This window comes from Exiguobacterium sp. CH10 (assembly GCF_018617635.1).
GTDB classification, from domain to species: Bacteria; Bacillota; Bacilli; order Exiguobacteriales; family Exiguobacteriaceae; genus Exiguobacterium; species Exiguobacterium aestuarii_A.
In genome coordinates, this window is the sequence record NZ_JACSKO010000002.1 from 667,286 (window position 1) to 681,520 (window position 14,235).

The window sequence follows — 14,235 nt, forward strand, 5'->3', positions numbered from 1 at the left end:
AAAAGCAGACATCGATTAATGATCGATGTCTGCTTTGTCATATTGTATGAACGAAAAGTCATATGCATGTCTTTCGTCTTGCGGATGATCTGTCTGACTTTGGATCGTCCATGAACCGCTCCGTTCAGGGTAATACGTGTCTGCCTCGAACGTGGATTTTACTTCGGTGGCATAAATTCGACTCGTCATCGACATGGTCTGTTCATATAGCGTCGCGCCGCCAATGACAAACCATTCCTCGTTTTGACTTTCTTCGACGAGACGTTCTAAATCATGCCACACTTCAATGTGTTCTGCTTTAAAAGTTGAATCGGACGTCACGACGATATTCCGTCGGTTCGGCAATGCCTTTCCAATCGATTCGAACGTTTTTCTTCCCATGACGACGGTGCCACCAGACGTGACAGATTTGAAGTGTTTCAAATCATCCGGCAATCGCCACAATAAATCATTGTCTTTCCCGATTTCCCGATTGAGTCCGTACGCGACCACGTGTGAAATCATACGCTCACTTCTCCTTTAATATGTGGATGCGGGTCATATCCGAGAATCTCAAAGTCCTCAAAACGGAATGATTCAATTGATGATACGTCTCGGACAATCTTGAGTTGTGGTAACGGACGAGGGTCACGCGACAGTTGAAGTTCCACTTGTTCGAGATGGTTATGATAAATATGAGCATCTCCGAGGGTGTGGACGAAATCGCCAACTTCTAGACCGGTCACATGAGCGACCATGTGCGTCAAAAGCGCATACGATGCGATGTTGAACGGAACGCCTAAGAAGGTGTCGGCACTTCGTTGATATAACTGGCAGGAGAGCTTCCCGTCAGCGACATAGAATTGGAAAAGTAAATGACACGGTGGAAGGGCCATCTCATCGAGTTGTCCAGGGTTCCATGCGGAAACAATCAATCGTCTTGAATCAGGATTCGTTTTGATTTGTTCAATCACTTGAGCCAGTTGATCGACGGACGAGCCGTCCGGGCGTGGGAAAGAGCGCCACTGTGAGCCGTATACCGGGCCGAGGTTTCCTTCTTCATCTGCCCATTCGTTCCAAATCCGCACTCCGTTCTCTTGTAGATAACGAATGTTCGTCTCCCCCGAGATGAACCAAAGAAGTTCATGGATAATCGAACGAGTATGTAACTTTTTCGTCGTGATGAGGGGGAAGCCTTCTTGTAAATTGAATCGCATTTGATAGCCGAAAACGCTGGTCGTCCCTGTGCCAGTACGGTCTTCTTTCACTACTCCGTTTTCGAGGATATGTCGACATAAATCATGATATTGCTTCATAAGGTGATGAACCTCCTTCTCAATCTCCATTGACTAAAGGTATCATAACATAACACAAGATATAGTATCTAGGAGCGTATTCCATCCATATAATGAAAAAACAACCTTGATTCTTCGTTTTCGCGAACCTCTGTTTCGGGTATAATGGGGAATGAACAAAAGGAGGGATTTGATGAAACTACAAGGAAAGAAAGTCCTTCAACTTGTCAGTAATGACTTCGAGGATTTAGAGCTTTGGTACCCTGTACACCGTCTTCGTGAAGAAGGAGCGCATGTCATTTTAGCCGGGGAAAAAGCAGACCATGCCTACATCGGGAAGTATGGTGTGCCAGCGAAGTCGGACGTATCATTCGATGATGTGGATATCACATCGTTTGATGCGATCCTCGTACCGGGAGGCTGGTCACCTGACTTGTTGCGCCGTTTTGATTCGGTGAAAGGCTTCGTTCGTTATATGGATGAACAAAAACGACCAATCGGTCAAATTTGCCATGCTGGATGGGTCTTGATTTCAGCGAATATTTTGGACGGGGTGAACGTCACGAGTACACCAGGAATCAAGGACGACATGGAAAACGCAGGTGCCATTTGGCATGACGAACCTGTTGTCGTCGATGGACATATCGTCTCAAGTCGTCGACCACCGGATCTACCAGACTACATGCGTGCGTTTATCGACGTGTTCGCAAAACAGTAATTGAATCATAAAGGAGCTATACAACGTTGAACTTAAAATCGAATCCACTACTTCGTAAATCAATGCAGTCTACAGCTTACAGTGCCGAGCCGATGACGAAAGCAGGAACATGGTCAAAAGTGTTCACCTTGCTTCTTCTCGTCACAGCGGCAGCCGGAACGACATGGCTCGTCGTTCCTACAATCGGGGAAGGGCTTTTGTTCCCGCTCATGATCGGGTCACTCATCCTCGGTTTCATCTTTGCATTACTCATCACGTTCAAGCCGAATACGGCACCAGTCGTTGCGCCGTTATACGGAATTATCGAGGGTGTCTTCGTCGGTTCAATTTCATACTTCTTTGAAGCGATGGTCCCTGGTATTGTCGGTCGTGCCGTCATGACGACGTTCGTCGTTGCTTTTGCGATGTGGTTTGTTTATACGACAGGTCTTGTCAAAGTGACGCAAAAATTCAGAGCAGGGGTCATGGCTGCGATGTTTACGGTCATGTTATTGTACCTTGTCCAACTCGTCATGAGCCTATTCGGTTCAGGATTGGCGTTTATGACAGGTTCTAGCCCGCTTGCCATCGGTGTTCAATTTGTCATTGTCATCGTCGCTTCACTCGCACTCGTCTTAGACTTTGATTTCATCGCACGTCAAGTCGAAGAGCGGGCACCAAAACAATTGGAATGGGTTGCGGCGTTTGGCTTAATCGTCACGCTCGTCTGGTTGTATATTGAATTGCTGGACTTATTATATCGTCTAGCGATGAGAGAATAACAATCAATCATCGATCCATTGGGTCGATGATTTTTTCACGAAAGGATGTGTTCATCTGTCTGAAAAGGCAGGTACATGATGAAGAAAATTGTGATTATTGGGTCGGGCATCGTTGGTGTCTCCACAGCCTATCATTTAGCAGGAAAAGCTGACGTGACGGTCATCGACCGTAAGGAAGAAGGACGGGCGACCGATGCGGCAGCGGGAATTGTCTGTCCTTGGATTGCCCAGCGGCGTAACAAAGCATGGTACGCACTCGCTAAAGGTGGTGCGCACTATTATCCGTATGTCGTGAACGAGTTGGAAGCTGAAGGCGAGACGGACACTGGATACAAACGTGTCGGGACACTTGCCCTCCATGAAGAGTCCAAACTTGATCAAATGATGGAGCGGACGATGGTTCGTCGCGAAGAAGCACCAGAAATCGGTGACTTAGAACGATTGACAGCAGAAGAGGCACAACGTCTTTTCCCTCCACTTTCAGATGAATATGATGCGCTTCTAGTCAAAGGTGGCGCACGTGTGGATGGTGGGAAATTCCGTGCAGCACTTGAACGAGTCGCTATGAAACGTGGTGTGAAATTTGTATACGGTTCGGCACGGTTGACCGATGGGGACGCGATTGGCGTCGAGTGTGACGGAGTTCGATATGAAGCGGATGAAATCATCCTTGCGACTGGGGCGTGGCTCCCGGAATTATTACAGCCTCTCGGATATACGGTTCGCGTCGACGGAGAAAAGGCACAACTCGTTCACGTCCAGTTAAAAGATACCGATGCCTCGAATTGGCCGGTTGTCATGCCGCCAAGGCGACGTTATCTACTTGGATTTGAAGATGGGAAGGTCGTCATCGGCTCGACCCATGAGAAAGGTAAAGCGTTCGATGTTCGCCCGACGGCGATTGGTGTCCACGAAGTGCTGACGAAAGGGCTTGAATCAGCACCAGGACTTTCGGAAGCAGAACTCATCGAGACGAAAGTCGGTTTCCGCCCGGTCACACCAAACTCCATTCCTATACTCGGGAGAGTAACGGGGGCGAATCAATTGCTTGTGGCAAACGGACTAGGGTCATCCGGTTTGACGGTCGGTCCGTTCATCGGAAAGGTGTTAAGTGACCTCGTGCTGACGGGCGAATGCGAAGTGGACCTTTCACTCTATCCGATTGATGACTTTATATTCAAAGCATAAGAAAAGGTGGCTGTCTCTTTATAGACAGTCACCTTTTTAGCGTTTGATGACCCCGTTCAGAAAGAAATGAAAATAGTCTTCCATTGTCTCTTTCATGTCGCCGATTGAAAAATGCGGGTCGGACAGGATGGCCTGTTGCATCAATTGCACATAGCGTAAATAGGATGTGGTCGATAATGTGGCGTCGATCGCCCCTTCTTGTTTCCCGTATTCGATCAAACGGGCGAAAGATGCATAACCACGGGACGCCAACTGCTCCCAGTTTGGATCCTGTTGAATCATCGTGGTGATGGTCTCATCAAAAAGAACGGCAGTTTTGATTTTTCGTTTCAATATATCGACGAGTAACGTCTCAAACGGAGCGTTCGACTCGATTTGTTCATCAATCCAGCTCATTTGTTCTTCCGTCATTTGTTGTAACACTTCAATGATGACTTGTTCTTTCGAGCCGAAGTAATTATAGATTGAGACGGGGGATACATGAGCTTGCTTGGCGAGTTCACTAACGGTAAACCGAGATTGTTTCTCCGTCATCAGGTCATATGCGGCACGTAAGATGGCCTGTCTTTTTTCTTCGGTGCGTTTTGCGAATCCGTCCATTGGTCGGAGCGCTCCTTTCTGTAGTTTTGTAATAAATATACCATTTCCATTTCAAAAAAGAACGTGATATACTAGTTTTGTAATCATATTAATCTTATATTTCAAAAAAGGAGGGTTTGTGATGATTCGGATTGAACGATTAACAAAACGATTCGATGCAACCCACGGTATTTTTGATGTGACACTCGATGTGTTACCCGGAACGATTTTTGGATTCATCGGACCGAACGGTGCTGGGAAATCGACGACGATTCGTCATCTAATGGGTCTGTTGAAACCGAGCGAAGGAAAGGCGACCATAAACGGGTTCGACTGCTGGAGCGAAACCGAGCAGGTCAAACGAAATGTCGGTTATTTGCCTGGGGAAATCAATTATCCACAACATATGACTGGAGAAGAAATCATTCGGTTAACGCGTCATTTGCATAAAACGGATCCTGCACGAGAGCGACGACTTCGCGAGCGATTCGCGTTCGATGAGTCGACGAAAGTTCGGAAGATGTCTAAAGGGATGAAACAAAAGCTCGCCATCATCACGTGCTTCATGAAAGAGGCACCCGTCTATATTCTGGATGAGCCTACGAGCGGACTCGATCCGCTCATGCAAGAACGTTTGATCGATTGGCTAATCGAAGAAAAAGAAGCAGGTAAGGCGATTTTGATGAGCTCTCACCATTTTCCTGAGATGGAGCGGACGTGTGATCGAGCCGCATTGATTAAAGACGGGCGCATCATCATTGAGGAAGACATGGAAGAACTTAGACAGCACAGTGTGAAACGATATCAGATTGAGTTTTCTTCCGAGGCAGAGGCAATCCGATTCATCAAAACTACTGGAACACGAGATGGAATACACGTAGAAGTCGCCATCACGTCGCCAGTAGAATTGAACAACTTGATTCGAACGCTTGCCGACTATGAGATTCTTTCATTGGAGAGTGGCGCTGACGAACTCGAACACTTGTTTATGCAGTATTACGGGGAGGCGACATAAATGTTAATACGCTCAATGTTTAAACAGAATCGCAGTTGGATTCTCGGTTATTCGGTCGGGACAAGTGTCTATCTCTTCTTTTTGGCCGCTATATTCCCATCCATTCAGGAAACGGGACTGATTGAGGCGAAATTAGAGTCACTTCCACCTGAGTTGCTCGAAGTGTTTCAAATCGATGCGACGATGGCGATGGATAATCTGCTCAATTTATTGTCGAGTAATTACTATGGATTAATTTTTTATGTACTTGCCGTGTTGTTTGCGTTGACGTTTGCCTCGAAACTTCTTGCTAAACCGATCGATTCAGGTGAAATCATGCTGTATATGGCAGCTCCGATTTCTCGTGTCAAATATGTATGGTCTACGTTCGTCATCCTGATCATTGCAGTTGGCTTGTTTGTCGGGTTAAATGGCTTCAGTCTCATGGCGGCAGATGTATTATTCGATTTACAAATCGACTATGCAGTTTTATGGATGCTTCAATTGAACGGAGCGCTCATGCTTCTCGTATTAGGGGTCGTTGCCTATATGCTGGCCAGTCTGTTTGATGACAGTAGTAAATCTTATATGGTGACCGGCGGAATCTTCACGTTCTTCTTGATGGTGAATATCATCAACGGAGTAAGCGAGCAGTTCGAATGGTTAGGGAACATCTCTTTCTTTTCTCTCTTCGATGCTCCGGCCATCATGCGTGAACAGTTCGGTGGTGTTCACTTTATTTGGTTAATCGGCCTGTTAATCGTCTTTTCAGCACTCTCATTCATCCGCTTTACCCGAAAAGATTTAACGATTTAGTTTTCCGAAATAAATTGTCGGGTATGATACAATCAGCTCGTTAGAAAGAAAAGGGGATGAATGAAATGCTATATGCTACGTTACGAAACAAAGTAGAGATTCCGATGATTGGGTTTGGGGTATGGCAAGTCGACAATGAGACGGAGGCACCTGCCGCTGTCGTCGAGGCACTCAAGACTGGCTATCGCCATATCGACACGGCTGCCATTTATAAAAATGAAGAAGGCGTCGCAAAAGGGATTAAAGTCTCGGGAGTCGACCGCTCAGACCTATTCATCACATCGAAAATTTGGAATGACGATATTCGTGAAGGGAAGACGAAAGAAGCGTTTGAAGACTCATTAAAACGCCTCGAGACAGACTATTTAGACCTTTGTCTGCTTCACTGGCCAGTTGATGGTTTCGTCGATGCTTGGAAAGATCTGATCGAACTATATGAAGCCGGAAAGATTAAAGCAATCGGTGTATCCAACTTCAAAGAACATCATCTTGAGACGTTAAAAGAAGAAGGACTGATGGCACCGCTCATCAATCAGGTAGAACTTCATCCACAGCTTCCACAACCGGATTTGTTGGACTATTGCCAGGATGAAGGCATTCAAATTGAGGCGTGGAGTCCTCTTATGCAAGGGAAGTTTTTAGAGATCGATGCCTTCTCAGAAATTGCGGAGAAGCATGGAAAAACGCCTGCACAAGTCGTGCTTCGTTGGCACCTCGAGTCAGGTCATGTCGCATTGCCGAAGTCGGTGACACCGCATCGCATCCGTGAAAACTTCGATGTATTCGATTTTTCACTCGACGTGGACGATTTGGCAAAAATCGACCAGGTGGCGACAGGTGAACGTCTTGGACCAGATCCGGACGAAATCGACTTTTAATAACAAGGGGCTCGCATTTGCGAGCCCCTTTCTACGTGTAGAGTCACATGTATGCGGGTAATGATTATTATGTTGCTAAAAGGAGGTGTTTGATCTTCATTCAGAAGATCGTGCTTATGGACTTATCAAAATGGCCAATTGTCAACTGGGTCGCTTTTCTAGCGACCGTCGTCATCAATTATTTTGCGAGCGGTGATAATGCCGCGGTTTCAGATCGAATTGACATCTACTTTAAACCGGCGGGTTACGCCTTCTCCATTTGGGGCGTCATCTATGTCGCATTACTTGTCTGGTTAGTCTTACAATTGAAAAAAGGGACGACGGCCAACCGACAGGCCGAACGTATGAAAGCAGGATTCCTGATTTCATGTGTGTTGAACGGATTGTGGCTTCTCGCATTTACGAATGAGTGGTTCGTACTCTCGCTCGTAATCATGGTGTCATTCTTAGCGTCTCTATGCTGGCTATACTATATTGCATTCCGCACATCTACAAGTTGGCTCGATCGTTTCCCGTTCTCAATCTATATCGGTTGGGTGTCGGTCGCAACGATTGTCAATACGTTCGTCGTGATGAAGACAGAACAGATCACTTCTTTATTAGGTCTTGATGAACTTGCATGGACATCGCTCATGCTGATGGTCGGTGTTGTATTAGCTCTACTCTTCATGTGGTGGCATCACGATTTCATCTATCCACTCGTATTCGTTTGGGCCTATATCGGTATTTTCGCAAGAATCGAAGAAGGGACACTGTATGTCGTCATCGTCAGTGCGCTCGCACTGCTCGCGATTGGATATATCGGTTTGATCTTGTGGAAGCGTCCGAAATCGTTTCTACATCATCCACGTAAAACAGTAGAACATTAAGTTAGAAAAGGATATCTTAACAGATATCCTTTTTGTGTTCTTAAGAACCTATAAATAAATAATATTCATGGATATTTATTCTTTATTTAACATAACTAAAACAGTAGAACCTATTGATATCAGCTATGTATACGCTTTCAATCGTAATAGATTCAATTCCTATTATGCAAAAATACATACAGTCCACTTGATTTTTCAGAATATTTAGAACAGAATGTTAATTATGAAACTGTGAGTGAAAGGGGTCGATGATATGAGTCGAGTTGGACTGTATGACTCAAGATTTGAGAAAGACGCGTGCGGGATTGGATTATACGTCAATTTAAACGGACTAAAAAAACATGAGATTGTCCGTAAATCACTCTCGATGCTATGTAAATTAGAGCACCGAGGAGGGCAAGGTGTCATCGATGCCGGTGATGGTGCGGGTATTATGACTGAAATCCCACATGAACTTTTCACGCAAACGATGAACCTTCCGTCACTTGGTCGTTACGCTGTCGGAATGGTTTTTTTTCAGCCATCAGACGATCGGCTAAAGGAAAAAATAAATTTGATGGAACGCATGGCAGATGAATTAGACTGTTCGACCATCGAGTGGCGAGAAGTACCCGTGGATGCAACGCAAATCGGGGAACATGCACGTGTGACGCAACCGGTCATTTATCAATGGTTCATCTCTTGTCCGTTTCTCGATGAAGATGCGAATGAACGTGTGTTCTATGAACTCCGACGAAAGATTGAAAAAGTTGAATCGCTAAACTTATATATTGCGAGCCTGTCGACGAGAACGATTGTATATAAAGGAATGCTGACGCCAGTTCAAATTGATGCCTTTTATTTGGACTTGCAATCACCGCATTATAAGAGCACGTTCGGAATCGTTCACTCTCGCTTCTCAACAAATACGTTTCCTTCATGGGAACGTGCACACCCAAACCGGATGATTGTCCATAATGGAGAAATCAACACGTTACGAGGCAATATCGATGCGATGCGAGCGCGCGAAGGAGTCACATCGACCGATTTGTTTGAGGATGTGAATCATTTGTTCCCAGTTCTCCAAGAGGACGGTAGTGACTCGTCGATGCTCGATAATGCCTTCGAGTTCTTCACACGCACCGGTCGATCGATTGCGCATACGGCGATGATGTTGATTCCCGAACCGTTTGTTGAAGGCAAGATGGAACCGTTCAAACGTGACTTCTATCAATATCATTCATCCATCATGGAGCCATGGGATGGTCCAACGGGCGTCGTCTTTACCGATGGGCGACAGATCGGTGCAATTTTAGACCGGAACGGGTTGCGCCCGATGCGTTACGTCGAGACATTAGACGGAGAATTGATCCTGTCATCAGAGACAGGCGTCATCCCTGTCGATGCCGAGAACGTCAAATCAAAACAGCGCCTACGACCTGGACAATTGCTCTTGATCGACTTGATTGAGAAACGTTTGATTCCCGATCAGGAAATCAAGGAGACGATTGCAAAATCGGAGCCGTATCATAAATGGCTCAAACAAATGATGAAAGTGGAAGATAAAGGTGTTCAGGAACAAGACGTCTCAGAACTCGATCGTGTGCAACGCGCGTTCGGGTATACAAAAGAGGATATCGAACAGTATATGATTCCATTGATCAACGACGAGAAAGATCCGATTGGGTCGATGGGGCATGATCAACCAATCGCAGTTCTCTCTACCCGTCCTCGGTCGCTCTTCCATTACTTTAAACAACATTTCGCGCAAGTGACGAACCCGCCAATTGATGCCTTACGGGAGAAAATTGTCACAGCGACGTTCACTTGGATTGGTCCGCAAGGTGATCCGGTCCATACCGGACGTGGTCATGCGAAACGTGTGTGGCTGGATCATCCAATCATCGATGGTTCGACACTCGATCAAATTGGTGAGCGACTCAAACTCGCTCGCGTCGATACGACGTTCACAAATGATTTAGAGGCTGCGCTTGAAGCTCTTTTGCAACACGTCAGCGAAATTGTACGAAATGGTTCGAACGTCATTGTCCTATCTGACCGTTATATGTCACGTGATCGGGCTGCGATGCCGGCGCTCCTCGTGCTCAGTGCCGTTCATCAACATTTGATTCGTGAGAACTTGCGATCGAACTGTAGCGTGATTTGTGAAAGTGGCGAAGTGCGAGAAGTGCATCAGGCTGCCACTTTGATCGGTTATGGAGCCGATGCGATATACCCTTACGTTGCCTATGCAACAATTCAACACTTGGTCGAACATGAACAAATCACTCATTCGTTTGAAGCGGCAATTCGTTCCTATCAAAAAGCTGTCGTTGAAGGCATCGTCAAAATCATGTCGAAAATGGGAATCTCGACGATTCAAAGTTATCGTGGGGCTCAAATCTTCGAAGCGGTCGGATTAGACCGTGATTTGATTGAAACACATTTCCGAGGAACGACGTCTCAGCTGTCAGGAATCGGATTCGTTGAATTAGAAGACGAGGCAAAAACACTCCACAAAGACGCATATGAGACAAACCGCCCGCTCGAAGCGGGAAGTGACTTCCAATGGCGTGCAGACGGAGAGGAGCATGCGTTCAATCCGAAGACGATTCACTTGTTGCAACGCGCCTGCCGTGAGAATGAGCGAAAATATTACGATGCCTACGTGAAGTTGCATGAGTCGTCGGGACAATTTATCCGTCAGTTGTTCGCGTTTAAGGAACAACGTCCGGTGGCGATTGATGAGGTGGAACCGATCACGTCGATTGTACGCCGCTTTAAGACGGGGGCGATGTCGTTCGGATCCTTGTCGAAAGAAGCACATGAGACGCTCGCTATTGCGATGAACCAAATTGGTGCGAAAAGTAACTCAGGTGAAGGTGGGGAAGACCGTGCTCGCTTTGTCCCGGATGAATTCGGGAACGAGCGCATCAGCCGCATCAAACAAGTGGCGAGTGGACGTTTCGGCGTGACGGCGGAATATCTATATCATGCCGATGAGATTCAAATCAAGATGGCACAAGGGGCAAAACCGGGGGAAGGTGGACAACTTCCAGGGAACAAGGTGTATCCATGGGTCGCCGAAGTCCGGGGATCGGTTCCTGGCGTCGGACTCATCTCGCCACCTCCGCATCACGATATTTATTCGATTGAGGATTTGGCACAACTTATTTTTGACTTAAAACATGTGAACCCGAACGCGAAAATCAGTGTCAAACTCGTTTCAAAATCAGGGGTTGGGACGATTGCAGCAGGCGTGGCGAAAGCGAATGCGGATACGATTGTCATTAGCGGATACGACGGTGGGACCGGTGCTTCTCCGAAGACATCAATTAAGCATACAGGTCTTCCGTGGGAACTCGGTCTCCTAGAGACACATCAAACGCTCGCATTGAACGGACTCCGGGGAAGAGTCACGCTCGAGACGGACGGGAAGCTTATGACGGGTCGCGATATCGTTATGGCAGCCATCTTCGGTGCAGAAGAGTTTGCGTTTGCGACAGCACCGCTCGTCGTTCTAGGATGTATCATGATGCGCGCTTGTCACTTAGATACTTGTCCGGTCGGTGTGGCGACACAAGACCCGGTACTTCGTCAGAAATTTATGGGGAAACCAGAGCATGTCGTCAACTTGATGACGTTCTTGGCTGAAGAAGTGCGGGAAATCTTGGCGTCACTCGGTGTCACATCACTCGACGAAGTGGTCGGTCGAACGGATCTACTCGAAGAAAGCGTGTGGAAGACGAATCATCTGAAAGCGCGACGTCTAGATTTGTCTCCAATGATTTCGATGCCGACACCGCTATCGGAACGAGAAGAACTCACTCATCCGGCATACCGTTCATACGATCATCGTAAACTCATCCCAGCTGTATCACGTTCCATCACTTCTGGCCAACCGACGTTCTTCGTAGGTCGCATCCGAAACACCGATCGAGCGGTCGGAACACAGTTAGGTTTTGAAGTGACGAAAGTTCATGGTCAGGTCGGTTTACCGGACGATACGATTTCGCTTCGCCTTAGTGGATCTGCCGGACAAAGTCTGGGGGCATTTTTACCGAACGGAATCACTATCTCTGTCATTGGCGATGCGAACGATTATATCGGCAAAGGCTTGAGCGGAGGGAAACTGGCATTGATTGCTGAAAAGCATGCGCCGTTTGATGAAAGTGAACAAATGATTGCCGGTAACGTCTGCTTGTACGGAGCGACGAGCGGTCAGGCGTTCTTCAACGGACATGTCGGTGAGCGATTCGCCGTTCGTAACTCTGGTGCGACGGCAGTCGTCGAAGGAGTCGGGGATCACGGGTGTGAATATATGACCGGTGGAACTGTACTTGTACTCGGACAGATTGGACGAAATTTTGCGGCCGGTATGTCCGGTGGTACAGCTTATATTTACGGAGCGCAAGCCTATGAACAACTCGTCAATGAGGAGCTTGTTTCCGTCGTACGGGAGTTGGACGATGAAGATATCGAACAAATTTATGCGCTTCTTGAAGCGCACCAATTCCACACAGATAGCGTCAAAGCACGGACAATTTTAGAGTCATTTGAACAAGTACGTTCACAGTTTGTGAAAGTCGTTCCTAGAGACTATGCGAACGTCTTAGACGTGATGCGTCAAATTGAGGCAAATCGTCCTGAATTGAGTGAGGCCGACCGAGCACTTGAATTGTTCCGTGTCGTGACAGAAGGAGGTACCGTATGAAACATAACTTTTTGAACATCGCGCGAACGACGCTTCCAGAACGTCACGTCGAAGAGCGGGTGAGGGATTATGATGAATATGCGTCTCGTATGGATGATCAATCCGTTCAACAACAAGCCGCGCGTTGTATGGACTGCGGCACACCGTTCTGTCATGTCGGTGATTTGATTGGTCAGGAGACGATTGGATGCCCGATTCACAACTATATTCCTGAATGGAACAAGCTCGTCACGAAAGCGGACTGGATGGGTGCATACCATCGATTGATGGAGACGAACAACTTCCCGGAGTTCACGGGAAGGGTTTGTCCGGCACCGTGTGAAGGATCGTGTACACTCGGGATCAGTGAAGATCCAGTCGCCATCAAATCCATCGAGCGAACAATCATCGACCGGGCATTTGAAGAAGGATGGGTGAAACCGAGACTAGTTCATCGAAGAACTGGGATGTCGGTCGCCATCATCGGAAGTGGTCCTGCTGGTCTGGCCGCCGCTGATCAATTGAATCAATTGGGTCATTCGGTCACCATCATCGAGAAGTCGGATGAAGCGGGAGGACTGCTCATGTATGGAATCCCAAACATGAAACTCGATAAAGATGTCGTAAGACGTCGCGTTCGGTTACTCGAACAAGAGGGTATTGTCATCCGGACGAACGTCGAGGTTGGTACAGATGTAACGGTCGAATCGCTTCGGAACGAATACGATGCGGTCATCTTGGCGACCGGAGCTCAAAAACAGCGCACGCTCGGGATTGACGGAGATGATGCCACTGGCGTTGAAATGGCGATGGATTATTTGACGGCATCTATGCATGAACGTAAAGGGGCTCCCCTTGCCTCTGGTTATGACGCCAAGGACAAAGATGTCATCGTCATTGGAGGAGGAGATACAGGAGCGGACTGCGTGGCGACGGCAATCCGTCAAGGTGCAAAATCAGTCGTTCAATTTGGGAAGCACCCGTCAAAACGGTTGCTCCGTGCACCAGAGAAACCTTGGCCACTTCAACCTGACACGCTTACGACCGATTATGCGTATGCGGAATCACTCGCGGTCTATGAGAAAGACCCGAGAACATATTTGATTCGCTCCAACCAAATCGTTACGAAAGAAGGACGTGTCACAGGGATTGAAACGGAACGGATGACGAAAGTCGTCAACCCGGATGGTCAAGCGACTTTCTTCGAAGAGGAAGATTCGATGGAGACGTACCCGGCGGACCTCATCCTCGTCGCCATTGGATTTGAACGCCCAGAGCACGAGTTGCGGAAAATCGGCGTCGAGAAGACGAAAGATTTCCATACGGAAACGGATAACGTCTTTGTCGCTGGGGATGCGAAGCGGGGGCAAAGCCTGATTGTATGGGCAATTCGAGAAGGACGAGAGGTGGCAGAAGTGGTCGATGCGTATCTCGATACTTGCAAGACCGTTTTAAAAACCTCATCATAAAAAGGAGCGACAACTGT

Annotated in this window: 12 protein-coding genes; 9 read left to right on the forward strand and 3 right to left on the reverse strand. The window is 47.3% G+C overall.

Annotated elements, in window-relative coordinates; translation table 11 throughout:
- Nucleotides 1-15: 15 nt before the first annotated feature.
- Nucleotides 16-504, reverse strand: a complete 489-nt coding sequence (locus KNP04_RS10235; protein ID WP_214875725.1) for a dihydrofolate reductase — start codon at nt 502-504, stop codon at nt 16-18.
- Nucleotides 501-1,295 carry a thymidylate synthase gene (locus KNP04_RS10240; protein ID WP_214692107.1) on the reverse strand — a complete coding sequence of 265 codons (795 nt, stop codon included), beginning with the start codon at nt 1,293-1,295 and terminating at the stop codon, nt 501-503. Before KNP04_RS10240 ends, KNP04_RS10235 begins: the two co-directional genes overlap by 4 nt.
- 172 nt (nt 1,296-1,467) lie before the next feature.
- Here KNP04_RS10240 and KNP04_RS10245 point away from each other — a divergent pair, with 172 nt between their 5' ends.
- The 3 genes from KNP04_RS10245 (at nt 1,468) to KNP04_RS10255 (ending at nt 3,941) form a co-directional block, all read left to right on the forward strand.
- Nucleotides 1,468-1,992 (forward strand): type 1 glutamine amidotransferase domain-containing protein, encoded by a 525-nt coding sequence (locus tag KNP04_RS10245; protein ID WP_026826070.1) that lies wholly within the window; start codon nt 1,468-1,470, stop codon nt 1,990-1,992.
- A gap of 26 nt (nt 1,993-2,018) precedes the next feature.
- Nucleotides 2,019-2,753, forward strand: coding sequence for a Bax inhibitor-1/YccA family protein (locus KNP04_RS10250; RefSeq protein WP_074034536.1), 735 nt, complete (start codon nt 2,019-2,021; stop codon nt 2,751-2,753).
- A gap of 75 nt (nt 2,754-2,828) precedes the next feature.
- The gene (locus KNP04_RS10255; protein ID WP_353047922.1) at nt 2,829-3,941 is read left to right on the forward strand and encodes an NAD(P)/FAD-dependent oxidoreductase; all 1,113 of its coding nucleotides are present in this window, start codon (nt 2,829-2,831) and stop codon (nt 3,939-3,941) included.
- A 36-nt stretch (nt 3,942-3,977) separates the two neighbouring features.
- Here KNP04_RS10255 and KNP04_RS10260 read toward each other — a convergent pair whose 3' ends face one another.
- Nucleotides 3,978-4,541 (reverse strand): TetR/AcrR family transcriptional regulator, encoded by a 564-nt coding sequence (locus KNP04_RS10260; protein ID WP_214875727.1) that lies wholly within the window; start codon nt 4,539-4,541, stop codon nt 3,978-3,980.
- Between the two features lie 121 nt (nt 4,542-4,662).
- Here KNP04_RS10260 and KNP04_RS10265 point away from each other — a divergent pair, with 121 nt between their 5' ends.
- The 6 genes from KNP04_RS10265 to KNP04_RS10290 all read left to right on the forward strand — a co-directional run bounded on the left by KNP04_RS10265 (nt 4,663) and on the right by KNP04_RS10290 (nt 14,218).
- Complete coding sequence (locus tag KNP04_RS10265; RefSeq protein WP_214875729.1) at nt 4,663-5,535, forward strand: ABC transporter ATP-binding protein; 873 nt, start codon at nt 4,663-4,665, stop codon at nt 5,533-5,535.
- 15 nt (nt 5,536-5,550) lie between these two features.
- A complete protein-coding gene (locus KNP04_RS10270; protein ID WP_251129902.1) occupies nt 5,551-6,330 on the forward strand; it encodes an ABC transporter permease subunit in 780 nt (259 codons plus the stop codon).
- A 65-nt stretch (nt 6,331-6,395) separates the two neighbouring features.
- Nucleotides 6,396-7,208, forward strand: coding sequence for an aldo/keto reductase (locus KNP04_RS10275; RefSeq protein ID WP_214875733.1), 813 nt, complete (start codon nt 6,396-6,398; stop codon nt 7,206-7,208).
- 116 nt (nt 7,209-7,324) lie between these two features.
- Nucleotides 7,325-8,077: a tryptophan-rich sensory protein gene (locus KNP04_RS10280; RefSeq protein ID WP_214761809.1), complete on the forward strand. Its 753-nt coding sequence runs from the start codon at nt 7,325-7,327 to the stop codon at nt 8,075-8,077.
- 253 nt (nt 8,078-8,330) lie between these two features.
- Nucleotides 8,331-12,770, forward strand: coding sequence for a glutamate synthase large subunit (gene gltB, locus KNP04_RS10285; RefSeq protein WP_214875735.1), 4,440 nt, complete (start codon nt 8,331-8,333; stop codon nt 12,768-12,770).
- The gene (locus KNP04_RS10290; protein ID WP_214875736.1) at nt 12,767-14,218 is read left to right on the forward strand and encodes a glutamate synthase subunit beta; all 1,452 of its coding nucleotides are present in this window, start codon (nt 12,767-12,769) and stop codon (nt 14,216-14,218) included. The genes gltB and KNP04_RS10290 overlap by 4 nt, the downstream gene beginning before the upstream one ends.
- The last annotated feature ends 17 nt before the right edge of the window (nt 14,219-14,235 follow it).

Excerpts from the sequence above, each read along its gene's own strand:
- KNP04_RS10235 (WP_214875725.1), bottom strand. The coding sequence starts at position 504 with ATGATTTCACACGTGGTCGCGTACGGACTCAATCGGGAAATCGGGAAA.
- KNP04_RS10240 (WP_214692107.1), bottom strand. The coding sequence starts at position 1,295 with ATGAAGCAATATCATGATTTATGTCGACATATCCTCGAAAACGGAGTA.
- KNP04_RS10245 (WP_026826070.1), top strand. The coding sequence starts at position 1,468 with ATGAAACTACAAGGAAAGAAAGTCCTTCAACTTGTCAGTAATGACTTC.
- KNP04_RS10255 (WP_353047922.1), top strand. The coding sequence starts at position 2,829 with ATGATGAAGAAAATTGTGATTATTGGGTCGGGCATCGTTGGTGTCTCC.
- KNP04_RS10260 (WP_214875727.1), bottom strand. The coding sequence starts at position 4,541 with ATGGACGGATTCGCAAAACGCACCGAAGAAAAAAGACAGGCCATCTTA.
- KNP04_RS10265 (WP_214875729.1), top strand. The coding sequence starts at position 4,663 with ATGATTCGGATTGAACGATTAACAAAACGATTCGATGCAACCCACGGT.
- KNP04_RS10270 (WP_251129902.1), top strand. The coding sequence starts at position 5,551 with ATGTTTAAACAGAATCGCAGTTGGATTCTCGGTTATTCGGTCGGGACA.
- KNP04_RS10275 (WP_214875733.1), top strand. The coding sequence starts at position 6,396 with ATGCTATATGCTACGTTACGAAACAAAGTAGAGATTCCGATGATTGGG.
- KNP04_RS10280 (WP_214761809.1), top strand. The coding sequence starts at position 7,325 with ATGGACTTATCAAAATGGCCAATTGTCAACTGGGTCGCTTTTCTAGCG.
- gltB (WP_214875735.1), top strand. The coding sequence starts at position 8,331 with ATGAGTCGAGTTGGACTGTATGACTCAAGATTTGAGAAAGACGCGTGC.
- KNP04_RS10290 (WP_214875736.1), top strand. The coding sequence starts at position 12,767 with ATGAAACATAACTTTTTGAACATCGCGCGAACGACGCTTCCAGAACGT.